The 23,839-nt window shown below is 54.1% G+C and carries 22 protein-coding genes and 1 tRNA gene; 19 read left to right on the top strand and 4 right to left on the bottom strand.

Annotated features, from left to right (window positions below):
- The first annotated feature begins 28 nt into the window (after window positions 1-28).
- From MIH19_RS07370 to MIH19_RS07400, 7 genes are all read left to right on the top strand, one after another.
- A complete protein-coding gene (locus MIH19_RS07370) occupies window positions 29-526 on the top strand; it encodes an OmpH family outer membrane protein (protein WP_249008244.1) in 498 nt (165 codons plus the stop codon).
- A gap of 52 nt (window positions 527-578) precedes the next feature.
- On the top strand, window positions 579-1,604 hold the full coding sequence (lpxD, locus tag MIH19_RS07375) for a UDP-3-O-(3-hydroxymyristoyl)glucosamine N-acyltransferase (RefSeq protein WP_249008245.1): 1,026 nt from the start codon (window positions 579-581) through the stop codon (window positions 1,602-1,604).
- A gap of 11 nt (window positions 1,605-1,615) precedes the next feature.
- Window positions 1,616-2,053 (top strand): 3-hydroxyacyl-ACP dehydratase FabZ, encoded by a 438-nt coding sequence (gene fabZ / locus MIH19_RS07380; protein WP_249008246.1) that lies wholly within the window; start codon window positions 1,616-1,618, stop codon window positions 2,051-2,053.
- Window positions 2,053-2,844 (top strand): acyl-ACP--UDP-N-acetylglucosamine O-acyltransferase, encoded by a 792-nt coding sequence (gene lpxA / locus MIH19_RS07385; protein WP_249008247.1) that lies wholly within the window; start codon window positions 2,053-2,055, stop codon window positions 2,842-2,844. Before fabZ ends, lpxA begins: the two co-directional genes overlap by 1 nt.
- Window positions 2,845-2,859: 15 nt before the next feature.
- Window positions 2,860-4,047, top strand: coding sequence for a lipid-A-disaccharide synthase (gene lpxB / locus MIH19_RS07390; protein ID WP_249008248.1), 1,188 nt, complete (start codon window positions 2,860-2,862; stop codon window positions 4,045-4,047).
- 20 nt (window positions 4,048-4,067) lie between these two features.
- Entirely contained in the window at window positions 4,068-4,751 is a 684-nt protein-coding gene (rnhB, locus tag MIH19_RS07395) for a ribonuclease HII (protein ID WP_249008249.1), read from the top strand.
- Window positions 4,752-4,808: 57 nt separating this feature from the next.
- Window positions 4,809-4,885 (top strand) — tRNA-Met (locus MIH19_RS07400).
- A gap of 76 nt (window positions 4,886-4,961) precedes the next feature.
- Here MIH19_RS07400 and MIH19_RS07405 read toward each other — a convergent pair.
- On the bottom strand, window positions 4,962-6,218 hold the full coding sequence (locus MIH19_RS07405; RefSeq protein ID WP_249008250.1) for a glycerophosphodiester phosphodiesterase family protein: 1,257 nt from the start codon (window positions 6,216-6,218) through the stop codon (window positions 4,962-4,964).
- A 301-nt stretch (window positions 6,219-6,519) separates the two neighbouring features.
- Here MIH19_RS07405 and MIH19_RS07410 point away from each other — a divergent pair, with 301 nt between their 5' ends.
- Genes MIH19_RS07410 through MIH19_RS07420 form a run of 3 tightly spaced genes read left to right on the top strand, consistent with a single transcriptional unit; the run spans window position 6,520 to window position 10,102 of the window.
- The gene (locus tag MIH19_RS07410) at window positions 6,520-7,479 is read left to right on the top strand and encodes a TAXI family TRAP transporter solute-binding subunit (protein WP_249008251.1); all 960 of its coding nucleotides are present in this window, start codon (window positions 6,520-6,522) and stop codon (window positions 7,477-7,479) included.
- A gap of 20 nt (window positions 7,480-7,499) precedes the next feature.
- Window positions 7,500-8,057, top strand: coding sequence for a DUF1850 domain-containing protein (locus tag MIH19_RS07415; protein WP_249008252.1), 558 nt, complete (start codon window positions 7,500-7,502; stop codon window positions 8,055-8,057).
- 26 nt (window positions 8,058-8,083) lie between these two features.
- Window positions 8,084-10,102 carry a TRAP transporter permease gene (locus tag MIH19_RS07420; RefSeq protein ID WP_249008253.1) on the top strand — a complete coding sequence of 673 codons (2,019 nt, stop codon included), beginning with the start codon at window positions 8,084-8,086 and terminating at the stop codon, window positions 10,100-10,102.
- A 61-nt stretch (window positions 10,103-10,163) separates the two neighbouring features.
- On the opposite strand, the gene MIH19_RS07425 is transcribed toward MIH19_RS07420, so the two are convergent.
- Window positions 10,164-11,156, bottom strand: coding sequence for a helix-turn-helix domain-containing protein (locus tag MIH19_RS07425; protein ID WP_249008254.1), 993 nt, complete (start codon window positions 11,154-11,156; stop codon window positions 10,164-10,166).
- 93 nt (window positions 11,157-11,249) lie between these two features.
- On the opposite strand from MIH19_RS07425, the gene MIH19_RS07430 reads away from it, so the two are divergent.
- The gene (locus MIH19_RS07430; RefSeq protein ID WP_249008255.1) at window positions 11,250-11,801 is read left to right on the top strand and encodes a cysteine hydrolase family protein; all 552 of its coding nucleotides are present in this window, start codon (window positions 11,250-11,252) and stop codon (window positions 11,799-11,801) included.
- A gap of 70 nt (window positions 11,802-11,871) precedes the next feature.
- Here the strand turns inward: MIH19_RS07430 and MIH19_RS07435 are convergent, their stop codons facing one another.
- Window positions 11,872-13,989 (bottom strand): NosR/NirI family protein, encoded by a 2,118-nt coding sequence (locus MIH19_RS07435; protein WP_249008256.1) that lies wholly within the window; start codon window positions 13,987-13,989, stop codon window positions 11,872-11,874.
- A gap of 342 nt (window positions 13,990-14,331) precedes the next feature.
- On the opposite strand from MIH19_RS07435, the gene MIH19_RS07440 reads away from it, so the two are divergent.
- The 5 genes from MIH19_RS07440 (at window position 14,332) to MIH19_RS07460 (ending at window position 20,322) form a co-directional block, all read left to right on the top strand.
- Entirely contained in the window at window positions 14,332-14,667 is a 336-nt protein-coding gene (locus MIH19_RS07440; RefSeq protein WP_249008257.1) for a hypothetical protein, read from the top strand.
- Window positions 14,668-14,750: 83 nt separating this feature from the next.
- On the top strand, window positions 14,751-15,347 hold the full coding sequence (locus tag MIH19_RS07445; protein ID WP_249008258.1) for a CBS domain-containing protein: 597 nt from the start codon (window positions 14,751-14,753) through the stop codon (window positions 15,345-15,347).
- 278 nt (window positions 15,348-15,625) lie between these two features.
- Window positions 15,626-16,729: a porin gene (locus MIH19_RS07450; protein WP_249008259.1), complete on the top strand. Its 1,104-nt coding sequence runs from the start codon at window positions 15,626-15,628 to the stop codon at window positions 16,727-16,729.
- 244 nt (window positions 16,730-16,973) lie between these two features.
- Window positions 16,974-18,137: a nitric oxide-sensing protein NosP gene (gene nosP / locus MIH19_RS07455; RefSeq protein WP_249008260.1), complete on the top strand. Its 1,164-nt coding sequence runs from the start codon at window positions 16,974-16,976 to the stop codon at window positions 18,135-18,137.
- Window positions 18,121-20,322 (top strand): NahK/ErcS family hybrid sensor histidine kinase/response regulator, encoded by a 2,202-nt coding sequence (locus MIH19_RS07460; RefSeq protein WP_249008962.1) that lies wholly within the window; start codon window positions 18,121-18,123, stop codon window positions 20,320-20,322. The genes nosP and MIH19_RS07460 overlap by 17 nt, the downstream gene beginning before the upstream one ends.
- A gap of 65 nt (window positions 20,323-20,387) precedes the next feature.
- Here the strand turns inward: MIH19_RS07460 and MIH19_RS07465 are convergent, their stop codons facing one another.
- The gene (locus tag MIH19_RS07465) at window positions 20,388-21,065 is read right to left on the bottom strand and encodes a response regulator transcription factor (RefSeq protein ID WP_249008963.1); all 678 of its coding nucleotides are present in this window, start codon (window positions 21,063-21,065) and stop codon (window positions 20,388-20,390) included.
- A gap of 271 nt (window positions 21,066-21,336) precedes the next feature.
- Between MIH19_RS07465 and MIH19_RS07470 the strand changes: the two genes are divergently transcribed.
- From MIH19_RS07470 to MIH19_RS07480, 3 genes are read left to right on the top strand one after another with little or no spacing between them, the layout of a single operon-like run.
- Window positions 21,337-22,350, top strand: a complete 1,014-nt coding sequence (locus tag MIH19_RS07470; RefSeq protein WP_249008261.1) for an ABC transporter substrate-binding protein — start codon at window positions 21,337-21,339, stop codon at window positions 22,348-22,350.
- On the top strand, window positions 22,347-23,138 hold the full coding sequence (locus tag MIH19_RS07475) for an ABC transporter permease (protein WP_249008262.1): 792 nt from the start codon (window positions 22,347-22,349) through the stop codon (window positions 23,136-23,138). The genes MIH19_RS07470 and MIH19_RS07475 overlap by 4 nt, the downstream gene beginning before the upstream one ends.
- Window positions 23,131-23,799 carry an ATP-binding cassette domain-containing protein gene (locus MIH19_RS07480; RefSeq protein WP_249008263.1) on the top strand — a complete coding sequence of 223 codons (669 nt, stop codon included), beginning with the start codon at window positions 23,131-23,133 and terminating at the stop codon, window positions 23,797-23,799. Before MIH19_RS07475 ends, MIH19_RS07480 begins: the two co-directional genes overlap by 8 nt.
- Window positions 23,800-23,839 lie beyond the last annotated feature (40 nt).

Genomic DNA, 23,839 nt, shown 5'->3' on the forward strand with positions numbered 1-23,839 from the left:
TCATAAAAATGAAACAAGGAGAAAATCGATGTCCCGCATAACCTTGATTGTGGCTGCGGCCGTAATGGCACTGTCGTTTCCTGCCATGGCCGATACCCGTATTGGAGTGGTAGACCTGCGCCAAGCCTTGTTTGCGTCGAACAGCGCAAAAACCTTCAGCGAAAAATTGCAACAGGACTTTGCCGGCGACGAAGTAGAGGTTCGTGAAACGCAGGAAAAGGCGCGGGCAATGCAGGATCGCCTGCAAAAAGACGGCGCCATGATGAACGACAGTGAGCGGGAGAAGCTGGCCGGCGAATTCCAACAGACCGTGCAACAGTTCAATGCCATGAAGCAACGCCTGGACACCACCGTGTCACAGCGCAAGCAGGCGTTCCTTGAAGCGGCTCGCCCGCAGGTGGATGTCGCGGTAAAAGAACTGCTGGACGAAAACGACCTGGATTTGATTTTACCGAGCGAAGCCGTGGTTTACGTGAAGCCTGATTTGAATCTGACCGAGCAGCTCCTGGAGAAACTGAACCGTTAAGTCGGGTTGTTATGAACCCTTTTTTTAACGGCGTAGTGCCAGGAGACCTGCGATGAAAGCACCGTCTTATCTGCTGGGTGATATCGCCCGCGAGCTGGGAGCAGACCTCAGGGGCGACCCGCAACAGCGCATCACCGGTCTGGCCACCTTGCAGTGCGCAGGCCCGGAGCAAATCAGCTTTCTGGCGAATCCGTCATACGGTAAACACGTTGCCACCAGCCAAGCTGGTGCCATTATTGTTTCGCCTGAATTTGTTGCGCTGGCCACCTGCAGCGCGCTAGTGATGGATAATCCCTATCTGGGCTATGCCCATTTGAGCCACTGGTTTGACACCACGCCAAAAGCCCCCGCTGGCGTTCATCCTAGCGCGGTGATTGACCCCTCCGCCAGCATAGGGGTTGGGGCCAGCGTCGGCGCTCAGGTGGTCATTGAAGCCGATGTAGACATTGGCGAAGGCGTGGTTGTCGGTCACGGCTGCGTGATTGGCGCGCGCACCCGTATTGGGCGCGACAGCCTTCTGCGACCCCGGGTGACCTTGGCGCACGACGTGGTCATAGGGCAGCGTTGCCACATTCTCAGCGGCGCGGTTATTGGTTCGGACGGCTTCGGTTTTGCCAATGAACGGGGTGTTTGGCACCGCATCGCACAGATTGGCCGGGTTGTTCTGGGCAATGATGTAGAAGTGGGCGCTAATACCACTATTGACCGCGGCGCGCTGGAAGATACGGTGATTGGTGACGGCGTCAAACTTGATAACCTGATTCAGATCGCCCATAACGTACACATAGGCGATCACAGCGCGATGGCCGCTAAAGTGGGTATTTCCGGAAGTACCCGTATTGGCAGCCACTGCGTTTTTGGCGGTGCGGCCGGAGTGGCCGGGCACCTGACCATCAGCGATGGTGTGCAGCTCACGGGTATGACACTGGTAACCGGCGACATCAGCGAACCTGGCGTTTATTCGTCTGGAACCAGCGCAGAAACGAACCGGCAATGGCGCAAAAACGCGGTGCGTTTCCGTCAGTTGGACGCCATGGCCAGACGGCTAAAAGAATTGGAAAAGAAATCAGAGGGCTGAGGCCGATCAACATGATGTACATTAACGAAATTCTTGAATACTTGCCGCACCGCTACCCGTTTTTGCTGGTGGATCGGGTAACTGACATTGAAAGCGGCAAGTCCATCAAGGGCTACAAAAATATCTCGTTCAACGAGCAGTATTTTGAAGGCCACTTTCCTGACAATCCGATTATGCCGGGCGTGTTGATTATAGAAGCCATGGCCCAGTTGTCCGGTATTTTGGGTTTTTATACCGTAGGCCGCAAACCCGCAGATGGCTTTGTGCAGTACCTGGCAAGTGCTAATAAAGTGCGCTTCAAGCGCCCGGTACTGCCGGGTGATCAGTTGTATATGGAATCTACCGTTGTGTCGACCAAGCGCGGCATCTGGAAGTTTGATTGCCGTGCCTTAGTGAATAACGAAGTGGTTTGCGTGGCGGAAATCATGACTGCGGAGCGAGAAGTTTGATGGCGGCACGTGACTGGTCCGGAGTGCACCCCCAGGCTATTGTTGATGCCTCAGCCAAACTGGCAGATAACGTGACCGTTGGGCCCTGGAGTTACATAGGCCCGGGTGTTGAAATCGGTGAAGGCACCGAAATCATGTCCCACGTGGTCATCAAAGGGCCAACTGTTATTGGTCGCAATAATCGAATTTTTCAGTTTTCCAGCGTTGGCGAAGAATGCCAGGATAAAAAGTACGCTGGTGAGCCTACCCGCCTGGTGATCGGCGACAACAACACCATTCGTGAAAACTGCACCGTGCATCGCGGCACCGTGCAAGACCGGGGCGAAACCCGCATCGGCGACGGTAATCTGCTGATGGCTTACGTGCATGTCGCCCACGACTGCGTGCTGGGCGATAACATCATTTTGGCCAACTGCACTACTCTGGCGGGCCATGTAACCCTGGACGACTACGCAATACTGGGTGGCGGTACCATGGTGCATCAATTCTGCCACATTGGCGCTCACAGCATGGCGGCTGGCGGCAGTATCGTGCTGAAAGACATACCCGCTTACGTTATGGCCAGCGGCCAGTCTGCGCAGCCCCACGGCATGAATGTGGAAGGCCTGAAACGCCGCGGTTTTGGTAAAGACATTCTGGTCAGTCTGCGCAGAGCCTATAAGGTGATTTACCGCCAGGGGCTGACCACCGAGCAAGCCATCAAAACGCTGGAAGCCGACTTTGCTGACCTGCCAGACATTACACTGTTGATTGAATCGCTGCGCCGAGCCGATCGCGGCATCATTCGCTAAACGGGTAGGCTGACATTGCAAAACCCCGAATCCTGCATCACCTTTGGCATCATCGCCGGTGAAGCTTCTGGTGATATCCTCGGTGCAGGACTGATACGGTCCCTTCGCAAACGCTACCCAAACGCCCGCTTTGCCGGTATCGGCGGCGAAGAAATGATGGCCGAAGGCTTCCAGTCCTTGGTGCCCATGGAGCGTTTGAGCGTTATGGGTCTGGTGGAAGTGCTGGGTCGTATTGGTGAGTTGGTGCGCATTCGCCGCCGCCTCCTGGATTTCTTCCTGACCACGCCCCCTGCGGTGGTGATCGGTATCGATTCCCCAGATTTCACTTTGGCAGTAGAGCGCCGCTGCCGCGAGGCCGGTATACCCACGGTGCATTACGTCAGCCCATCGGTGTGGGCCTGGCGTAAAAAGCGCATCTTCAAGATTGCCAAATCCGTTGACTTAATGCTGACTCTGTTTCCGTTCGAAACCGATATCTATCACCAGCACAACATTTCCGTGGCCTTTGTAGGTCACCCACTGGCGGATCGCATACCTATGCGGCCAGACACTGTGCAGGCGAGAGCCGATTTTGGGTTGGAACTTGATAAGCCCGTTCTGGCCATCTTGCCAGGAAGCCGGGGGGGAGAAGTCGAGCGCCTGGGCACGCTCTTTCTAGAAGCTGCGCGCTGGTTGCAACGGCGTGTTCCCGATTTGCAGTTGGTGATCCCTTGCGCCAATCGCGAGCGCGAGAAGCAGATTCGTGGCATTACTGAAGCGTTGGAAATTAGCTTGCCAGTGACCATTGTAAAAGGCCGCTCTCGAGAAGTTATGGCGGCCTCAGACGCAGTATTACTGGCCTCTGGCACCGCTACCCTGGAAGCCATGCTGCTGAAAAAGCCCATGGTGGTGGGCTACCGGCTTAGTGATTTCAGCTACAGAATACTGTCGCGGATGGTGCAGATACCCCACATTGCCTTACCAAACTTACTCGCGCGCCAGGAACTGGTGCCCGAACTCCTGCAAGACGCCGCTACGCCGGAAGCGTTGGGCGCCGCTGTACTCAGCCAGCTTGAAGACACCTCAAAGCGCGAACAGCTGATTGAAGCCTTCACCGAGCTGCACCTGACACTGCGGCAGAATGCTGATGAGCAAGCGGCCACGGCCATTGCGGCCCTGCTGGAAGAACGCTATGACCACAAGGCGCGATTGCTTGAAACTTGAAAGTGCAGGGGCGTCTGATTATGGCCATTAAAACCCCCTTTCCGCCGTTTGTGTGTGACTACCAGGGCGAACTTCTGGCCGGCGTTGACGAAGTAGGGCGTGGCCCCTTGATCGGCGCGGTCGTTACCGCCGCGGTGATACTGGACCCGGCCCGGCCCATAAAAGGCCTGGCCGATTCGAAAAAACTCAGCGAAAAAAAGCGCAACCAACTGTTTGACGAAATCATCGAAAAAGCCACTGCCTGGAGCCTTGGGCGCTGCGAAGCCGAAGAGATTGATCGCCTGAACATCTTCCAGGCCACCATGGTAGCCATGACCCGCGCCGTTGAGGGGCTGAGCCCCCAACCTGAGTATGTGTTGGTAGATGGTAATCGCTGCCCTGATTGGCGCTGGCCCGCTGCGGCTGTGGTGAAAGGCGATATGCGAATAGCCGCCATCAGCGCCGCATCCATTCTGGCGAAAGTAACCCGCGACCGAGAATTACAGTCGCTAGACAAACAATACCCGGGCTACGGTCTGGCGCAACACAAAGGCTACCCAACTGCAGTTCACATGGAAGCGTTGGCGCGATTGGGCGCCACACCCCAGCACCGACGCTCGTTTCGCCCGGTCAGAGAAGCACTAGACACCGTCGGCGACTTTAACCCCGATGCTCAAGAAGATTTGTTTGTACAAGGCGTTGACAAGTCTCTAGCCGGGCATTAGTATACGCGCACATTGATTGAAGCGAGTTTGAAAAGCGCTTCACCAATACCAGTTTGATGCGGGATGGAGCAGTCTGGTAGCTCGTCGGGCTCATAACCCGAAGGTCGTAGGTTCGAATCCTGCTCCCGCTACCATATAGTAGAAAAAAGCCAGATCAGTGATTCACTGATCTGGCTTTTTTTGTTTGTGCTTTTGGTGTGCGAGCCGCGCTTAAAGCCCCATACAGTTGGCGTAGTAGGTTGTAGTTGCAGGCCAATCCGAGAAAATCCCGATTACACCCACATCCTGAGCCAGCACATCAATCACTGTGAAGGTGTCACCATCATTGTTAATGGCATCGGTGATGCTTTGATGATACCAGCCACCGCCATTATTGAGCGGCCCGCTGCGCTCCACTGACCAGGCAATCAGATCAAGGCCTGCAGCTTTGGCATTGATTGCGTACTCAGACGGTACGATCTGTTGGTTGTCATCTAAAGTCAGCATTTTCCAAAGTGCGGGTGCCAGAATGGGAACTCCCTGTTGGGCTAAATCTTCCATGTACGCCATTGATACGTTATTTGGCTCGTTCGGTTTCTCATCCAGAAATACGGCCTGGTGACCAAATTCGGGCATCTGATTGACCCAAAAGATAACGTCATCCAGCAGGAAGGACTGTGGCCAAACGTCTTTGGGGCTGACTCCGGCCTTGATGTATTCATTGATCATCTGGCGGGCATAATCTCGTTGTGAATAGCCCCCCCTAAAAGGCATATCAACCACCGGTGTTTTCAGTTCCGGAGTGAACTTAACGCCAAGCTCCTTGAACAGTTCGATACTTTCGCGATGGCTCAACAGGGTGCCCCGAGTTGAATACAGATCCGTACGCCAATCGGCGGTGCCGCCAAAATACGCTTCGGGTGTGGTGGCTTCAGGGTCAAATGCATCCATTTTGCCCCTGAGTGATTTGAATTCAGCCAGTGTAATGTCGCTGGTGCGGCATTCGGCTTGGGCCTGTGTGCCGGTGGCCGGATCGGCGGGCACAAAGGGCTGGGTGCATTTGGCGTTCAACTCCGGCACGGCCACGATGTTGGTGGTGGTGTGCAAATCATTCTGGGCGTGACGGCAGACCAATTCCCGGTCCTTGGTAAAGGCGACGTCGCACTCGATGACACCTGCCCCCATTCTGGCGGCTGCTATATAGGATTCGCGGGTATGTTCAGGAAACTGTAAAGGCGCGCCGCGGTGGGCGATGGAGAAGTCCGACGGTGCCAACAGCTTTGATTCACAAGCCTGCAGTGTGTTCTTTAGTTCGCCGGCATCCATGTCGTTGATCAGATAGTAAGGCCGGGGGCCAAGTTGAACTAACGTTTGGCTGCTTTCGGCCGCTGCGGCTTGGTGTGCGTTAGCCTTGGTATCGGCGGTGCTGCATCCGGATAGCACCGTTAGTGAACCGATGAGCAGGGGCAGGGTAAACGCAAGTTTCATCACAGAGTCCTTTAATTGCTTGGTTGGGCGCCCTCCCAGGCTTGCCCTGTTCGATCATAGTGTAGTGGCCATAAACTTGGGTCACAAGGTGTCGTGGCCCAAGCCATTGTGATCATGATTTCCTTCTTTTTTGAATGAAATGATAGAGCGATCTTTTGTTACAAGACACCAACACCCAAGACGTGATAGTTTCTCCATCGTTGCTTCTACTTACCTGTTAATGGCAAACAGAAGCTGGGGATTTAACACCTCCTTTATCGTCAATCATAATTATAAGTCCAATAGGGCGGAGGAAACGTTCATGCGAATTCTGAAATATGCAGTTGCGGTATCCATGCTGGCTGTTGCGCTACCCTTGAGCGCACAACAACTCTCGATCGCTACCGGCGGCACCGGCGGCGTTTACTATCCTATCGGCGGTGGTTTCGCCGAAATGATCAATAATCATATTGAAGGCGCCAAGGCGACGGCTGAAGTCACCGGCGCGTCGGTTGAAAATATGGGTCTGATTATGCGCGGTGATGCGGATCTTGCGCTTGCACTGGCAGACACGGTCTATCAAGCGTACACCGGCACTGATAACTTTGAAGATCGCCAGATCAAAAATATTCGCGCGCTGGCTTCGGTTTACCCCAATGCCGTGCAGTTGGTGACTCTGGCGGAATCGGATATTAAGTCGATTGCGGATCTGGCAGGTAAGAGGGTGTCAGTGGGCGCACCGGGCAGCGGCACAGAGCTCAATGTGCGGGCATTACTGGAAGCGAATGGCATTAGCTACGACGATTTCGCGCCGCAGCGTCTTAATTTCAATGAAACCGCGGATGCGATCCGTGATGGCGATATCGACGCCGGTTTCTGGAGTGTCGGCCCGCCGACCAGCTCCATTCTTAACCTTGCCGCAACACGCGATATCCGCCTGATTAGCCTTTCCGGTGAAGAAGTCGCCAATGCACAGAAAGAAGTGGCGGTTTTTGCTCCGTATGAGCTGGCAGCAGGCATGTATGACGGTATGGATGAAGCGGTTCAGACCATCGGCATTCCCAATGTGCTCGTTGTTAATGCGGATATGGACGAAGAGTTAGCCTATCAGTTGACGCGATTGCTGTTTGAAAATACGGATGAGCTGATTGCCGTTCACCCCGCGGCGAACGACACCACCGTGAAATTTACTATGGACTCCACGCCGGTGCCTCTGCACCCGGGTGCGCTTCGTTACTTCGAAGAAGTAGGCGCTGTTATCCCGGATCGTCTGCGCCCTTAACTGTGAATGGTGAACTAGCTATGCAAAGGCAATGCGGCACTGTTCTGTCACGCTTTGCGTTCGCCAAGCATTTCGGAACGGCTTTGTTGCTGATGTGTTTGCCGCTCGTCGGAGCCGGGGCATCTCCCGCTCCGGCGATTTCGTCTGACCGCCTTCAAGTTGTTACTGAGCAAGGCGAAATGCTGGTCGATATCGCTGTTCTACCAGGAAAGCGCTGGTGCATTGAGTGGAACCACTCGGTGAAAAAATTCGCCGTGCTGGACTGTTATCGAAACGTTGCCGGTGTGATGCAGTTAGAGCGAAGTCATCAGCCCGATTTTGCGGCGGGTTTAGGCCATACGGTAGGGCGGGGTGAGCAAGTCTCTGACGGAGAAGGCGGCTACTGGATCAATGAAATTGACGAACCAGTGGTCAATAACCGATACGTTTTGCGTGTGGGCGCTGATGCGGTGAATCACCGTGTGGTATGGCAGCTAGACGGTCAACGTCGGGAAGTGAGTCTGAGCGACCATGCTTCGGGGCAACGCGTGACTGTTCAACTTGTCAAACCGGCATCGCCTAGCGTGAATTATAAGTAAGCCAGACAACGTCTGACGAGGACTTCATGAACGAATCCAAACAACCGCCGACCACAATGCCGAGGGAAAATGTGATTCAACCCCGCACGGTGTTGTGGGCCATTACTTTGGTGGCGGTGGGTCTTTCCCTGTTTCAACTCTATGCCGCGGGTCTTCAGCCCCTAGGGCTTTTTTATCAGCGCAGCATTCACCTGGCGCTCATTATGGTGCTGGCGTTTTTAATGTTTCCAGCCTTTGGCCCAACCCGTAAACGCGGGGTGATGGGATGGGGCCTGGACGCGATATTTTTAGCCGGTGCCGTACTGACGGGCGGCTATTTAGTACTCAATCTGGACGAGATTTTTAGCCGTGCAGGTTTTTGGAATAGCACCGATATTCTGGTCGGCTGTATTGCCACAGTAACTGTGTTGGAAGCCAGTCGCCGTGCGGTGGGTTTCGGTATGACCGTCATTGGCCTGTTGGCAATTGTATACGCGTTTGCCGGCCCGCGAGGCGAGCTGCCGTGGTTGGGCCAATGGATGCCGGGTATTCTGGAACACCGGGGCTATAACATTGATCGTGTTGCCGGGCAGCTCTATCTTGGGCAAGAGGGCATCTTTGGCTTGCCGCTGGGCGTGGCGGCGACTTATATCTTTATTTTTGTACTGTTTGGAGCTTTCCTGGAGTGCACCGGTGCCGGTAAATTCTTTATTGATATGGCCTATGCAGCCACCGGTCGCCAGCGCGGTGGGCCCGCCAAGGCGGCGGTGCTAGCCTCGGCTGGCATGGGGTCTATTTCCGGTAGTGCTATTGCCAATGTGGTCACCACGGGCGCCTTTACCATTCCGCTAATGAAGCGGCTGGGTTATTCGGCCAAACAGGCAGGTGGTATCGAAGCCGCAGCCTCTACCGGCGGGCAGATTATGCCACCGTTGATGGGCGCAGGTGCCTTTTTGATTGCTGAGTACACCAATACGCCGTACTTGGAGATCGTTAAGGTTAGTATCCTGCCCGCGATTATGTATTTCGCCACGGTTTATCTGTTTGTGCACATCATTGCTCTTAAACAGGGTATGCAAGGGCTGCCCAAAGAAGAACTGCCGCAGATGCGTCAGGTAATGAGGGATGGCTGGCACTTCCTGCTTCCGCTGGCCATGCTGGTTTGGCTGCTGGCGATGAGTATGTCGCCGATGCGGGTGGGTTTCTACGCTGTGGTGACAATAGTGGCGGTAGCCGTGTTGCGCTACTCAGTGTGGTTTTTTGTGCTGGCGCCCCGGCAGGGGCAACCGGTGACCGTTATAGCCGTCAAAGATATTATGCGTGCTGGCTTGGCCAAGCTTATAGAAGGCTTAGAGCTAGGTGCGCGCAATGCGGTGGCAGTGTCTATGGCTTGCGCGGTGGCCGGGATTATCGTCGGGGTGGTTGGCCTGACCGGTTTAGGCCTGAAATTCTCCGCCATGATGCTGGCCTTTTCTGGCGGCAACCTTGTTTTAGCCTTGGTGATGGTGTTGTTGGCCAGCTTGGTTCTTGGCATGGGGCTGCCTGTAACGGCCAGCTATATCGTATTGATTGTGCTTGTGGGGCCTGCATTGACGGCTGAGTTCGGTGTGCCACTGCTGGTCGCGCATTTGGTGGTCTTCTGGTACTCCCAAGACTCCAATGTAACGCCGCCAATCGCCTTGGCAGGATTTGCCGGGGCGGCAATTGCAGGCAGTAAACCGATGGAAACGAGCTTCCAGGCGTGGAAGTTTGCCAAGGGGCTTTACTTGATTCCGCTGTTTATGGTTTTTAATCCAGAAATCATCATGGGTGGCCCCGTACTGTTGGTGGCTTGGAACGCAATCATTGCCATTCTTGCATTGGGTGCCTTTGCGGCAGCCTTGGAAGGGTATCTGTTTACCAGGATGTCGTGGCTGCCTCGTCTGGCTATTACTGCGGGAATTTTTGGTGTGTTTTACCCCAGTCTGATGACCGAAATTGCCGGTGTGGTGGTGATGGTGTTTGTTATCTCTGCTAATTGGCTGGCGAGCAAGCGTGAAGCGACGGCGATAGCAGTCAGTGGTTAATCGCTGGTCGGTAATGAGTATGTAAGACAGATTTATTGCCTGAAAAACCCAGACCCGCAAGTTACCGGTCTGGGTTTTTTTGTTTACTGCCTGAATTTTCTTTTTGGCTGCGAGCGAAGCGTTCTCTGTACTGGCTGGGTGTCAGCCCGGTCTGTTTCTGAAACATTCGGCGAAACGCACTGATATCCTCATAGCCAACTTGCCAGGCTATCCGCTCGATGGTTGTTGCGGTGTTTTCCAGTTTTTCCCGTGCTTTATGAACCCGTTGCTGCTGCAGGTATTCCGCCGGTCGCAGCCGTGTGGCTTTTATAAAACGACGGATGAACGTTCGCTCTGTAAGCGTTGCCATCGCCGCCATTTGCGCAATATTTAATGGCTGGTCATAGGCTCGGTGAATATGATGTTGCACGTGAAGGATGGCCCGGTCGTTGTGGTCCAACACAGGTATGAAACTGCGGTAGTAGCTTTGCTGGCGCGCGCCGGTATCAACCAGTAAAAAACGGCCCAATGCCTGCACCACCGTTGGTGGCACATAGCGCCCGATCAGGTGCAGCCCAAGGTCCATCCAGGACATTACTCCGCCGGCGGTCACGACGTCTGGATCTGTTAAAAGCAATGCATCGGTGTCCAGCTCGATGGTTGGGTATGCACAGCGAAACGCGCTTTCTAACTGCCAGTGTGTGGTGGCGCGACGCCCCTCCAGCAGGCCTGCTTGCGCCAGAAAAAAAGCACCCGCGCAGGCCGAACTGATGACCACGCCTTGTTTATGCCAAGTAGCCAGTTGGGCGCTGATGACAGGTTGCGGATCAAGATAAGCCTGGCCGTCGAGTATTGGCGGAACAATGACCAGGGTAGGGCGCGCGGCCCCGGGATCCGTCGAAATAACGTGCTCCTGATCCAACTGCCAACGGGTGACGCTGAAGGTAACGTCAGGGGTGCTTTGAAATTCACCAAGAATGCGGTTGGCACTTTGAAACAGGTCTATCAGCCCGTAAACGGCTGAAAGTGCGGTACCGGGCACAACCAGGATTGCGACATTGACGGTTTGCAACATGTCAGTTTTTGCCTTTTTATTGTCAGTATTGCCACCCGCACAGGCTAACAGGGCACGTTAGTATAAGCAGTATCAATCTAACTGGAGAGACACATGACCAAGACCGCCCTGATTATCGTCGATATGCAAAATGACTACTTTCCTGATGGCAAGTGGACGCTGAACGGCGTTGAAGCGGCTGCTGAAAACGTTGCAAAGGTGCTCGCTGATTTCCGCGAACGCCAGCAACCGGTGATTCACGTTCGCCATGAATTTGCCTCCAGCGACGCTCCGTTCTTTGTGCCGGGCACTGAAGGCGCCAATATTCGCGCCAACCTGACACCGGCAGACGGTGAATTTCAGGTTCTAAAGCACGAAGTAAACAGCTTCAAAGGCACCGAACTGCAAGCTTTGCTGCAGCGCGAGCAGATTACCAATTTGGTGATTGCGGGTGCGATGAGCCACATTTGCATCGACGCCATTACCCGTGCGGCTGGCGACCTGGGCTACGCCAACGTTGTTTTACACGATGCCTGTGCCACGCGGGAAGCCGAGTTCAACGGCGTTAAGGTGCCGGCGGAGCATGTGCACGCAGCGTTTATGGCCGGCTTGGCATTTGCTTACGCTGAGGTCATTACCACAGATGCGTTTTTGACACGGGCGTAGTGTGAGCTGTACCCGTAGATCATCACAATGCTGTGAAAATCACTCATAGCATTCAGGCCTCCCCGGCTTGTTAAGGATTGCCAGCGTCGGTGGCCAGTATGTTGGCCTGGCGCTGGTTTTTTTTATTCTGCAGGCGCTTGTCTACGCACTGTTCGTCGTCGTTGAGTATCACCACGCATTCCAGGCATTGAATGCATTCGTCGTAATCAATTCTTCCGTCTTTGCGAATGGCGTTAATGCCGCAGGCGTTCTTGCAATGCTGGCAAGGGGTGCCACACAACTCCACCCGGTCCAGCCAGCTGAACAGCCTTAGCCGGCCGATGATCGCCAATCCGGCGCCCAGTGGGCACAGGTAGCGGCAATAAAACTTGTTGATAAACATCCCGATCACCAGCAATCCGACGGCGTAAAGCACAAACGACCAGTGACGTACAAAAAGCAGGGTGATGCTGGTTTTAAAGGGTTCCACTTCGACCAGCTTTTCCGCCAGCGTAAGAGAGTAAAAAGCCGTGCCCACCAAGCCGATCAGAATCGGGTACTTGATCAAAATCAGGCGACGATGCCATCGCTCTGGCACTTTGATCTGGCGCAGGCGAAGCTTTTCGCCCAGCCAGGCGGCCATCTCCTGAAGTGCACCAAACGGGCACAACCACCCACAGAACAGCCCTCGGCCCCAAATGAACAGGCTGATAAAGGTATACACCCATAGAATGAAAATAACGGGGTCGAGTAGAAACACATTGAGAGAAAAACCATCCCAGATCGCCAGAAAAAGCGTGTAAATATTAACCACCGACAACTGGCCCTGAGCGAAAAAGCCAATGTAAAACAGGGTAAAAAACAGAAACCCCCAGCGAAACCGGTGTACTAGTTTTGGGTGACGGCTTAATGTCTTTTGGCGAGCGAAAAAAACCGTCAACACCGTGAGCGCCGTTAACAAAATAGCGATTTGCCACCAGCGCTGCTTCCAAAGACCAATCCATATAGGCTCGCGTTCATCCATAAACGACGGACCAGGTTCTACCGTTTCAAACAAATCCACGTTGAAGCGAACAGGCACGTCCATAATGGTGCTATCTCGCACCAGATGGTTACGGGCAAGTTCGATGTGAAAATTCAACGTGACATCGGCACCGGGACTAAAGCCAGCGCTTCCGCCTATGCGGAAGAAATTGTGGGCTGCCAGATCGGGCATGCCGGCGGCCTGCAGCTCCAGGCCCTGGCCGGATAGGTTCAAGTCGCGCATTTCCACGGCCAGCCCATTCTGACTCAGGCTAAGCCGCTCTGGATTGCTGCCGGGTATAAAGCTTTCGGATACATGGGGGAAGGCTCCGCCGGACAGCACCAGCATTACCTGCGCGCCCGGGTCTATATAAGCCATTAACTTTCGATAGCCCTCGTCTCCCAGCAGGTTGCGGCCTACCATAGGGGCGTTGATATAGCCGAAGAACAGCTCGGTGAAGGGTTCGTCGTCAGTCCCTTCAAAATCCTGGGGATAGTCCGCAAGTGGGCGGCCGAGCTCTGATTCAATGGCATCACGGCTTAGCCGCCAATGGCCAATATAGCTGCGTTCAAGCAGCTGTTGCCAGCTAAGCCTTTCAAAGAAGTCTGGTTTTGCCCGTGTTTGTGCGGCCTGCACAAAACCCGCCAGTTTGTTACGGGCCACTTTTAAAGCCGATGAAAGTAAGGTGTCATTGATAATAAGAACGGAAACAGTGGCTTTGCTGACACCGTCAAAATACACCGTATTTCCGTCACTGGTTCGCCCCGGCCGGCCGGTATTGGATGTGTTTATAATGATCTGTTCCCGTAGTGACTGCCCTTTGTATTGATTAACAAAGTCGAACAGCGGTTCTTCTCCCAGGCCGTGCAAAAACACCGGTTCGTGATGATTCAATACTTTTACGCCGGTAAAGCGGCCACGGGTGTCCATGCCAACCAGCATGCTGATGGGTTGTCCGGCGAATCCCTGAAGCGGGCTTAAATCAGTCGACTTGTAGGCATAGCCCAGCAGTTCTTGCAGCTGGTAAACGGGATACACCGGAAAGTCTGCTAACTTATCTTCAATAACCGTTGCCGACGGAAACAGTTCCTGTATCAGCGCCTTTTTGTCTTCAGAGAGTTCGGCCTGAGCCACGGAAAAACTGGCAAAGAAGAAAATAAAAAGGAGCGTGATGCGCCCGATCATGGGTGACTCCTATTATTTTTTTGGTCGTACACCCTATATTATTGGATTTAGGTTTTGGCTCAATGCGACCTCAGAGCCAGCCGTCTGCTACTTTAAGGCTAGTTTTTTAAAAAAAGAGGTGCTGATTAGTCCAGCCGAGTGTCTTTTGGCTAATGCTGTTCCCAGCACCGCAGACCCCGTCCGGATGAGGCGCCGCGAAACGGGTTGAGAATCCGAAAGCAGTGGGTGTCAATGTCGGCTTGATAGATTGCGTGCTTTTCCATTAGCCAGCTTTTATTGTTATCCTTAGTTGGCGTTATTATAGACATTAACCCAGACGTTGGTTAAGCAGTTAACGGTGAAATGATGACCAGTCGCCCCGAACAAAAAATCAGTTTAACAGGCAATTTTGTAGCATTGCTTGGATTGATTTTTGTTGTCTGGACATTGGTATCCGTTGCCCTTCCAGAACAGGGCAAACCGGCCGCAACCAACATTACGCTGGGCGACTGGCAGGGAACGGCGGAATCAACCGAGGGAGCATCTTCTCCCGGGGATGCGATACCGCAGCCTCCCACTATCGGCTTTCCGTCTCTGGCACTCACTTCCCATGCCCTTTACCTGTTGGCTTTTGAAAGGCCTCCTGCACGACTTCTCAGTTACCCCGGCCAGTCACAGGCGCCGCCCTCACTGCTTTAGACATTTGCGAATGCAGGATTTTACTTGCCTATATTCGGGCAAGTTGTGTCTGGCAAAATGAGCTTTAGCAAAGAGGAAACACCATGAGCAATCAATTGCATTTTATGGCTGATCAACCGGTCAGTGACCGCTATCGGCTTGCGTCCCGGGCGCAAAATACACTTGCCCACGACGATCTCGCAACAGAATTGTTGAAAGACTTTAACCGGCAAGACCCGCTAACCGTGCGTTCATCAGAGGATATTCACGCGATCGGGAAAAAGCTGGAGCTTTCCAGAGAAACCATGTGCGTGGTTATTAACCGAAAGGATGATGTGATCGGAATGCTGCACATGAAGGATTTGATCGGGTCCTTACCCATGAGCCTCGCCAGCCAGCGTAGAAGTTCCATTGCTGACCTGGTGGCGCAGGATGTTATGCGACCGGTTTGGAGCCTGCCAACGATTGGTTTCAGTAAGCTGCAAAGCCAGACCGTTGATGACTTACTGTCCATTTTCAGAGAGCTGCGTTCGGACTACCTTCTGGTAACAGAAACGGTTGCCGGTGAAGAAGGTAACGTTGTTCGCGGGCTCTTGTCTGCTGACGAACTCAGCCGGCGCCTTGGTGTGCAGGTGAACGCCGAATCTCGCCCTGAGTCATTCTCTGACATCGTTCATGCTGTTCGGAAAACCATGGGGTAAAACGCCCCATGGCGGTGAAAGTCGCGACAGACTTATTTAACCGCTTGTTGCCCCTTCGGGGGCTTTTTTTGTTTTGGCGTTCGTGTGCAGTGGTCGAAATGCTCTTATCCCAAAGTTCAGATTTCTAAGCCCTCCCAAATAAGCATGAAACCGGCTCCCCCGGCGGATACCTCGGTTATCTACGTTCGCCGATTATGGAGTTCAGGCGAAAGATCTCGCTTGCGGCGCCGTTAAATCAGCGCCTCGTTCTGAATGTCCAAACATACCCCGGGGGAATTATGAACAATAATAAAATCAGACGGTCAGGCCTGGTCATTGCGATGGCGGCTGCAATGGGAGCCAGTGCGGCGGCGAATGCGGCGGTAGAGCTGTATAACGAAGACGGCACTTCTTTTTCTGTTGATGGTTATTTCAACGCCTTTTACGTAAATCGTGACGACAACGTAAACAATACCCGCGACTCCCGCGTGAAAATGGGTTTCTTGCCCAACACCATCGGTTTTAATTTCGGCAAAAAAATGGGTGATCTGACCCTGGGCGGTCGTTCCTCATTCTGGACGTCGATCAACGACAGCCTGGATTCAGGAATCGATACTGCTATTGATGTGCGCCAGTTTTACGCCACCGTTGACGGCGATTTTGGTCAGGTGCTAATGGGTAAAGATTTTGGTCTGTACGCCCGCTCTAACATTTTCCTTGATGAAATCCTGATGGGCTTCGGCTCCCCAGGTACTGCGGGAGGTGTGTCATTCGGCAATATTCGCGCCGGCTATCCGTACCCGACACCGTCAGCCCAGATAACCTATCGCGCGCCGGAAATGTCCGGTTTCAATATTGCTGTTGGTGTTCTGGATCCTGCAGACACGGTGACCGGCACTGCAGCTGATGAGAACGCCGCACCGCGGTTCGAATCTGAGGTGACTTACGCCACCACTTTGAGCAACGTAGCGCTTACTGGCTGGGTGAATGGCCGTTATCAATCTGCGGAAAATGGTAGCAGCACCGTTGACAGTATTGGCGTTGGCTACGGCCTTAAGGCAGCGCTTGCAGGGCTGACTCTGGGGGCGTCTGGCTTTACTTCAAAGGGCGACGATCCGGTGTTGATTGGCAATACTGCGGTGACCGAAGACGACGCCGATGGCTTTTTGGTGCAGGGCGCCTACGCCTTTGGTGCGAACCGGTTGGTGTTGTCTTACGGTGAGACGGATTCCGAAATCCGAAGCTTTGAAACCGAGAGTACTACCTTCGGTTTCTTCCACGATGTGAACAGCAATTTCAAGCTGGTGGCAGAATACAACATGTTTGAAGAGCGGAATCGCACGACCGGTGCCACCACCACCGACGCGGACACCATCGCCCTTGGCGCGGTTGTCACCTTCTAAAAACGCCTCACCAGAAGCGGTGGAGCCATGGCTCTGCCGCCTTGCTTGGGTTGCTGGCTAGAACTAAAGTGCTGGTTTTCTGATGGGTGCATCGACCTTGCCGTTCGACATTGATAAAGGAGTTTTCTAATCAATGACCTACGAACATTTTGGTGCTCCTATAAAAAGCACTGAAGTTGCATTGGCGAACCGGCCGCAGTCCGTAGAATTATTAGGACGTTCTTTTTCTGCGGAATTGTCCCCTATGCAGCCAGTAACGACTCTGCCCGCTGTTCGTGTTGCCAGTACCTGCCTTCGCGAGCCGGCTCTGGCGGCGAACAGTCTTGCCAGCCAGCTCAGCCACTCACACCTGGGATGCGTTCTGTTTTTCTGTTCTGCAGAATACGACCTAGAGAAGCTTGGGCCGGCTTTGCAGAAGGTGTTTCCGAATATTCTTCTGTCAGGTTGTACCTCGGCAGGTGAAATTACCACTCGTGGTTACGATCGGGGGTGTATCACAGCCATTGGTTTCGATAGCCGTTTCTTCTCGATCGACTGCGCGCTGATTCGCGAAATGGACCGGTTTTCGCTCCTTGATGCTCAAAACGTTATTGATGGCCTGCTAACGAACTGTCGTAACGCGCGTCTGGCACCCATCAAAGGCAATACGTTTGCTATCACCTTATTGGACGGGCTTTCAAGCCGTGAAGAGTTGGTGCTTGCCACGCTTAATGCAGCACTCGGCAGCATTCCGCAATTCGGTGGTTCGGCAGGCGATGACGAGCGCCTTTCCAACACTCATGTATTTCACGACGGCCGCTTTCATGCTGGCGCTGCCACGGTGATGTTGGTAAACACGCCTTTAGACTTCCGGGTATTTTCCAGTCATCACATGAAAGAAGGACAGGAAAAGCTGGTGGTCACCCGTGCCTGTTCAGACAGCAGAACGGTGTATGAACTAAACGCCGAGCCTGCCGCAGATGCCTACGCCCGAGCGGTTGGCGTTGCTACCAGCGAGCTAGACCGCACCGTATTCGCGCTGCGGCCGTTGGGCGTCAAAGTTGGCGGTCACTATTTTGTGCGCTCCATTCAATGCGTTAATCCTGATAAAAGCCTGACGTTTTATTGCGCAGTCGAGACCGGGATTGTGATGACGTCTATGGAGCCGCAGTCGCTGCTAGACAGCGTGCGCGAACAGCTTGAAATCTCTGAAAACATTGTTGGGCCGCCATTAATCACCATCGGCTGCGATTGTTTTCTACGCCGTCTTGAAGCCGAAGTAACCGGTAAGGCTGAAGCGGTGTCGGCGTTTTTACGGCAACACAAGGTGGTTGGTTTTAACAGCTACGGCGAGCAGTTTAACGGTATGCACATTAACCAGACATTTACGGGGGTGGTGATTGGCCAGCCTGATGCCGGTTCCTTGTAACGATCAGGCGCACCCGAACACGGCGCTGATTCGACGTATTGATCTGCTGGAAGCTGAAAATGAGCGCCTGCGCAAAATTCGCGATGCGCTGATTGTTAGGGTGGAATCTGGAACGGCCCAAAAACCTGAACCTTACGCTGCGTTTGAGCACTCGGTGGTGCTGGCGGAACAAGTGCGTGAACGCACAGAAGCGTTGAATGACGCGATGGACGAGCTCCGTAACAGCAATAAGGCGCTGAACCGCGCTCGCGAGGAAGCGGAAACAACCCGTCAACGTCTTAGCGACGCCATTGAGAGCATCGCGGATGGTTTTGTGTTGTTTGACCATCACCATCTGCTGGTTCAGAGCAACAGTCGCTTCCGCAGTTACTGGCGCCATGCCGGCGTTGCCATGCCCACTGCGGGCACCAGTATCGAAACTGTTCGGGAGCTGGCATTCGCGTCGGGTTTGATTGTGGAGGAACACCGCGAGCCTGATTCAGAGGGCGTTGTGTTTTTGCTGTCCAATGACCGATGGGTGCAAATGACCGAAAGACCCACCCGAGAGGGCGGTCGGGTAGTTCTGTATTCCGATATCACCGATGTGAAAAACAGCGAAATGGCGCGACGAATTAAAGCGCTTGAAGAGAGCGAACGCTGGATTCGCGTGGTGACCGACCATGTGCCGGCGTTGATTGCCTATGTGGGCGCTGACTTGACCATTCAGTTCTGTAACCAGGTTTACGAAGCTTGGTATGGACGCAACGGCGAGTCGCCTCTGGGCAAGCGCCTTGACCACGTGCATTCCGACGAGTTCTATCAGCGTCTGCTACCGCAGATGTTAGAGGTGCTGGCGGGTCATAATGTTAACTTCGAATTTGAAGAAACCGGTGAGGAAGGCCAAGTCCGGCATATGCTGCGTTCTTACGTGCCGAACTTTGACGAACAAGGCGATGTTGTCGGCTTTTTTGTGCTCATTCGCGATATTACCGAACGTCGTAAAACGGCACTTGCCCTAGAGCAGGCCTATGATGATCTTGAGTGCCGCATCAAGGAGCGCACGTCGGCTCTGACCGAGGCGAAGCAGGAAGCGGAACAGGCTAACCTGTCAAAAACCAAATTTTTGGCCGCTGTCAGCCATGATTTACTGCAACCCCTGAATGCCGCCAGGCTGTTCACCAGTGCCTTATTAGAGCAATCGTTTGGCCCGAGAGCCGAGGGCCTGGTGCGCTCGGTCAGCACCTCTTTGGATGACGTGGAAAGTCTGCTGGGTACTTTGGTGGATATTTCCAAGCTGGATGCCGGCGTGATCAAGCCAGACGTAACCGCGTTTGATCTGCGTGATTTGTTGAATAATATCGCCCGTGAATGCCAGCAAATGGCCATTGCTGTAGATCTTGTTCTGGACTTTGTGCCGTCTTCGGCCGTTGTGGAGTCCGACTCCCAGCTATTGGCCCGCATTCTGCGAAATTTTCTGACCAACGCTATTCGCTACACCAGCAGTGGCCGAATTTTGCTTGGCTGCAGGCGGCAAGCGGGGCACGTGCTGGTGCAAGTTTGGGACACTGGGCCAGGCATTCCGCACGATAAACTCGGCGAAATTTTCCAGGAATTCAAACGAATTCGCCCGGAGGGATCACGCCCCGACAAAGGGTTGGGCCTGGGCCTGGCCATTGTGGATAAAATTGCGCGGATGTTAGACCACGACATTACGGTGTCGTCGGTGGAAGGCAAAGGTTCGGTGTTCAGTGTGCGCGTACCTTTGGGGCAATTGCAGCCTAGGTGTACAACCACTGAAGTGCAGCACGTGGCAGCCCGACATGGCATGGAAGGCGCTAGGATTTGGGTCATCGATAACGATCGCGCTATCTGCGACGGCATGAAAACTCTGTTGGAAGGCTGGGATTGCCGGGTAACCTGCGCCATTTCACTGGCAGATCTGGAGCGCCAGCTTGATCCGGTGACCAGCCCGGTGGACCTGATACTGGCGGACTATCACCTTGATAACGACGAAACCGGAGTGGATGTTGTGGCGAGCGTTAATAGTCGACGACATGACCCGGCTCCGGTGGTGATGATTACTGCCAACTACACGAACGAACTGAAGCAGCAAATCCGTGACTTGGGTTACGTGCTGATGAACAAGCCGGTCAAGCCATTGAAACTCAGAAGCACGCTAAACCATCTGATTGGAGGGCCAGAGTGAATGGAGCGCTGAAATCATCACGCAACGGGGCGGTGCTTGGTCTGTAAACTCTGTGAAGCGGGTGGCTAGCGCTTCAAATATTGACTGAAGTCCACATCGCTGGCGGATAAAATAGCCTGCACCCGGTTGTGTACGCTGAGTTTGCGCAATATTGCAGAAACGTGAGCCTTAACGGTGGTTTCGGCAATGTTGAGGTTGTAGGCAATCTGTTTGTTGGATTCGCCCTTGGACATTCGTTCCAGTACCAGTAACTGGCGCCGGGTCAGAGAGTTGAGCAGCTCTGGGGAAACCGGATTGTCATCATTACGTCGGCGCCGGCCCGAGCTTTCTTTGCCGGTGCGGATGATGTCAGAGGGCAGATACACGTTGCCGTTGAGTATTTGTTGAATGGCTTCTGTCATCTTAACCCGGGGCGAAGATTTGGTGATAAAGCCCACGGCGCCGTAGGTGATGGCTTGCAGCACCACCTGTTTTTCTTCCTCGGCTGACACAATCACCACCGGAATGGTGGGCGCTTCGTTGCGCAGTGTAATCAACCCGTTCAGACCGTGCATGCCGGGCATATTCAGATCCAGCAGAATCAGGTCGAGATCGTCGTTTTCTTTGGCGATTATCAGCGCACTGTCCAGGTCGTCGGTTTCGAGGATCTCGCTGCCTTCGAAACCTGACGCGATAACACTGCTGATTGCTTCCCGGAATAGTGGGTGGTCATCGGCAATCAGGATTTTGTAGGCTGGCTCCATGAACGTTTCTACCTGTTTTTTTTCGTCAGTGAGAACTGCTGCAGGTTCATCATAGCGGGTTTCAGGCGAATGTGTGGCATGCGGCTTGGCAAGCATAGCGATTCCTGGGCGGCGAGTTTCCTGCGGCCAATGTGGCCTGCGGACCTCTGGTTGTTATTGTAATAAGCCTATTACACGTTATGTCGTTGTTGAGTTGAATGCGACCATCGCACCAAAAAACAGACACCAAAGTACAATATTTGCGAGTCGCTCTGGTTCGTATTGTGTGGAGATGAATAAACCACAACGAAATTTGCGTTTTTCGGTACTTACTGGCATCGCTATGCTGGTCACGATTCAGTGTTTTGGATCGATTGCCCAGGCGGAATCCATAAAATCAGATCCAGAACTGCCTGAACTGTCGGTGAGTGTGTTGCAGTTTGGTACGGCGCACTGGGAGCTGGACCACATCGTACATCAGCAGCTGGACCGCAAGCATGGCTACCGCCTGGTTTTGAAGGTGGTAGCTAACCTTTCGGCATCGCACCTTGCCGTTGTCAGTGGTTCAGCGAACGCTGCTGTGGCCGATCTGCTTTGGGCACAGTCACGGTATCAGGCCGGTAGCCCCTATCTGTACTTACCCTTTTCATCCCAGATTGGCGACATTGTAGTGTCGGAAAGTTCTGGCGTTCGCAACCTGGCCGACCTTCAAGGCCTGCGTATTGGCGTAGCGGGAGGCCCAGACAGCAAGGGCTGGGTGCTTCTGCAGAAGGTGGCTTCCCAACAGGGTATCGACCTTGCAGGTTCGACCGAGGTCCAGTTTGCCGCACCCCCGTTGCTGAGCCAAGGGCTCAAAAGGGGGCAAATGGATGCCATAGTCACCTACTGGCATTTTGCTGCTCGATTGAAGGGAGAGCACGGGGAAGAGGGAGGCTGGCGTTCGGCTTTTGGTATGACCGATTTGCTGGTTGCCATGAACCTGGACCCCAGTTTGCCCGTTCTGGGGTATGTGTTTCCGGAAAAATGGGCAAACCAACACAAAGAGCTGCTTGACCGTTTTGCCGGTTCGGTTGCTGAAGCAAAAGCAGAGCTTGCAGCCCGGCCGTTAGCCTGGGAGCGGTTACGGCCACTTCTTCAGAATCCGGAGGCTGGCGTATTCAGTGCTCTGCGAGACGGTTTCATTGCCGGAAACCCGGAACCTCTGACGGACGATCGCATTGCTGACTTAAGAGAGTTGTTGGTTCTAACGGGTGCCGATGCGGGATCGTTTATGCCCGCGCGCCTGTTTTATCGGCCGCAGCCATGACCAACGGTGGAGGCGCTTCGAAACCGGGGCGGCCGCCGATATGGACCTACTGGATTGTATTGCCATCGGTGCTTGTGCTGTGGGCGCTGGTATCGGGGCTGATCCAGTCGCCGCTGTTACCGTCGCCATCGGATGTGCTGGACAGCCTGATGCGGGAAGCCAATTCCGGTGATCTTTGGTACCACCTGTCCGCCACCTTGCGCAGGGTGGTGTTGGCGTTTTTTCTAGCGATGTCGCTGGGTATTCTGATCGGCCTGGCAATGGGCCGTTCAATCTTCATTAATGCTCTTTTCGATCCGCTACTGGTTTTGCTGCTGAACCTGCCTGCATTGGTTACCATCATTCTGATGTACGTCTGGTTTGGTCTCGTTGAGTCGGCAGCGATCATGGCCGTGGTCATCAATAAAGTTCCCAACGTTGCCGTAACAGTGCGCGAAGGCGCCCGCAGCCTGGACTTCCGGCTGGAGGATATGGCAACGGTTTATCGTTTCAGCCGTTGGCAGCGGTTCCGCGACGTTTGGGTGCCGCAATTGTTTCCCTACCTGATGGCTGCCACCAGGGGTGGCCTGGCCTTAATCTGGAAAATCGTGTTAGTGGTAGAGTTGTTGGGCCGTTCCAGCGGGGTGGGTTTTCAGCTCCAGATGGCTTTCCAGATTTTCGACGTGGCCGCTATTCTCGCCTATAGCCTGGCATTTATTGCTGTGGTCCAACTGATAGAGCTGGCCATTCTGCAACCGCTGGAGCGCCGGTGCAGCCGCTGGCGCCAGCCTGAGCAAGCCCATGCTTGAGCTGTGCATTGCTGGTCGCGATTTTGCTCAGCCGGTGTTGGGCGAAATCGCCACTGTGGTGAAGTCTGGCGATCGTATTTGCCTACTTGGCCCCTCCGGCATCGGCAAAACCACCTTGCTGAACGCCATTGCCGGGCTGGATTCGAGTGTGCCGGGAAGCGCCATTATTGGCCGCCGGGAAGTTCGAATTGGGTACTTGTTCCAGGAGCATCGTCTGTTGCCCTGGCGCAGCCTGAGGGCCAACTTGGAGCTTGTGGGGGTCTCGGCGCCAGAGGCTGACGACTACCTTGCCCGGGTAGGTTTGGCCGGTTACGGCCACTACTTGCCTGATCAGTTGTCACTGGGTATGGCCCGTCGCGCCGCATTGGCTCGGTGCCTGGCGGTCAAGCCCGAATTGCTGCTGCTAGACGAACCTTTTGCGTCTCTTGACCCGGTTATGGCGGGTGATCTTAAACAGCTGGTTGCGGGAATTCTGGATGTCAATCCCGCCATGGCGATGATTTGCGTGACCCACGATGGTGGGGATGCCGCAACGCTGGCCAATCGACTGTGGTATCTCGATGGCGCGCCGGCGCGGCTGCAGTGGGATGGTGCGATTGAACAGCCCGGTCAGATCCAGCGTCTGTTAGGAAAACTAAGAGAGTCTGAACGAGCGGGCTAGACAAAAGCCTGGGTATTAAGCGTTGAATACAGCCCAACAT

It is taken from the genome of Marinobacter sp. M1C, from assembly GCF_023314135.1.
In the GTDB taxonomy this organism is placed as follows: Bacteria; Pseudomonadota; Gammaproteobacteria; order Pseudomonadales; family Oleiphilaceae; genus Marinobacter.

Bases quoted from the DNA above. Each gene is read 5' to 3' on its own strand.
- MIH19_RS07415 (WP_249008252.1), top strand. From the start codon at position 7,500: ATGCAAAGGCAATGCGGCACTGTTCTGTCACGCTTTGCGTTCGCCAAG.
- MIH19_RS07410 (WP_249008251.1), top strand. From the start codon at position 6,520: ATGCGAATTCTGAAATATGCAGTTGCGGTATCCATGCTGGCTGTTGCG.
- lpxA (WP_249008247.1), top strand. From the start codon at position 2,053: ATGGCGGCACGTGACTGGTCCGGAGTGCACCCCCAGGCTATTGTTGAT.
- MIH19_RS07460 (WP_249008962.1), top strand. From the start codon at position 18,121: ATGCCGGTTCCTTGTAACGATCAGGCGCACCCGAACACGGCGCTGATT.
- MIH19_RS07470 (WP_249008261.1), top strand. From the start codon at position 21,337: ATGAATAAACCACAACGAAATTTGCGTTTTTCGGTACTTACTGGCATC.
- MIH19_RS07465 (WP_249008963.1), bottom strand. From the start codon at position 21,065: ATGGAGCCAGCCTACAAAATCCTGATTGCCGATGACCACCCACTATTC.
- MIH19_RS07405 (WP_249008250.1), bottom strand. From the start codon at position 6,218: ATGAAACTTGCGTTTACCCTGCCCCTGCTCATCGGTTCACTAACGGTG.
- lpxD (WP_249008245.1), top strand. From the start codon at position 579: ATGAAAGCACCGTCTTATCTGCTGGGTGATATCGCCCGCGAGCTGGGA.
- MIH19_RS07450 (WP_249008259.1), top strand. From the start codon at position 15,626: ATGAACAATAATAAAATCAGACGGTCAGGCCTGGTCATTGCGATGGCG.
- MIH19_RS07425 (WP_249008254.1), bottom strand. From the start codon at position 11,156: ATGTTGCAAACCGTCAATGTCGCAATCCTGGTTGTGCCCGGTACCGCA.
- MIH19_RS07440 (WP_249008257.1), top strand. From the start codon at position 14,332: ATGATGACCAGTCGCCCCGAACAAAAAATCAGTTTAACAGGCAATTTT.
- MIH19_RS07370 (WP_249008244.1), top strand. From the start codon at position 29: ATGTCCCGCATAACCTTGATTGTGGCTGCGGCCGTAATGGCACTGTCG.
- MIH19_RS07435 (WP_249008256.1), bottom strand. From the start codon at position 13,989: ATGATCGGGCGCATCACGCTCCTTTTTATTTTCTTCTTTGCCAGTTTT.
- nosP (WP_249008260.1), top strand. From the start codon at position 16,974: ATGCAGCCAGTAACGACTCTGCCCGCTGTTCGTGTTGCCAGTACCTGC.
- MIH19_RS07480 (WP_249008263.1), top strand. From the start codon at position 23,131: ATGCTTGAGCTGTGCATTGCTGGTCGCGATTTTGCTCAGCCGGTGTTG.
- MIH19_RS07475 (WP_249008262.1), top strand. From the start codon at position 22,347: ATGACCAACGGTGGAGGCGCTTCGAAACCGGGGCGGCCGCCGATATGG.
- fabZ (WP_249008246.1), top strand. From the start codon at position 1,616: ATGATGTACATTAACGAAATTCTTGAATACTTGCCGCACCGCTACCCG.
- MIH19_RS07420 (WP_249008253.1), top strand. From the start codon at position 8,084: ATGAACGAATCCAAACAACCGCCGACCACAATGCCGAGGGAAAATGTG.
- MIH19_RS07430 (WP_249008255.1), top strand. From the start codon at position 11,250: ATGACCAAGACCGCCCTGATTATCGTCGATATGCAAAATGACTACTTT.
- rnhB (WP_249008249.1), top strand. From the start codon at position 4,068: ATGGCCATTAAAACCCCCTTTCCGCCGTTTGTGTGTGACTACCAGGGC.
- MIH19_RS07445 (WP_249008258.1), top strand. From the start codon at position 14,751: ATGAGCAATCAATTGCATTTTATGGCTGATCAACCGGTCAGTGACCGC.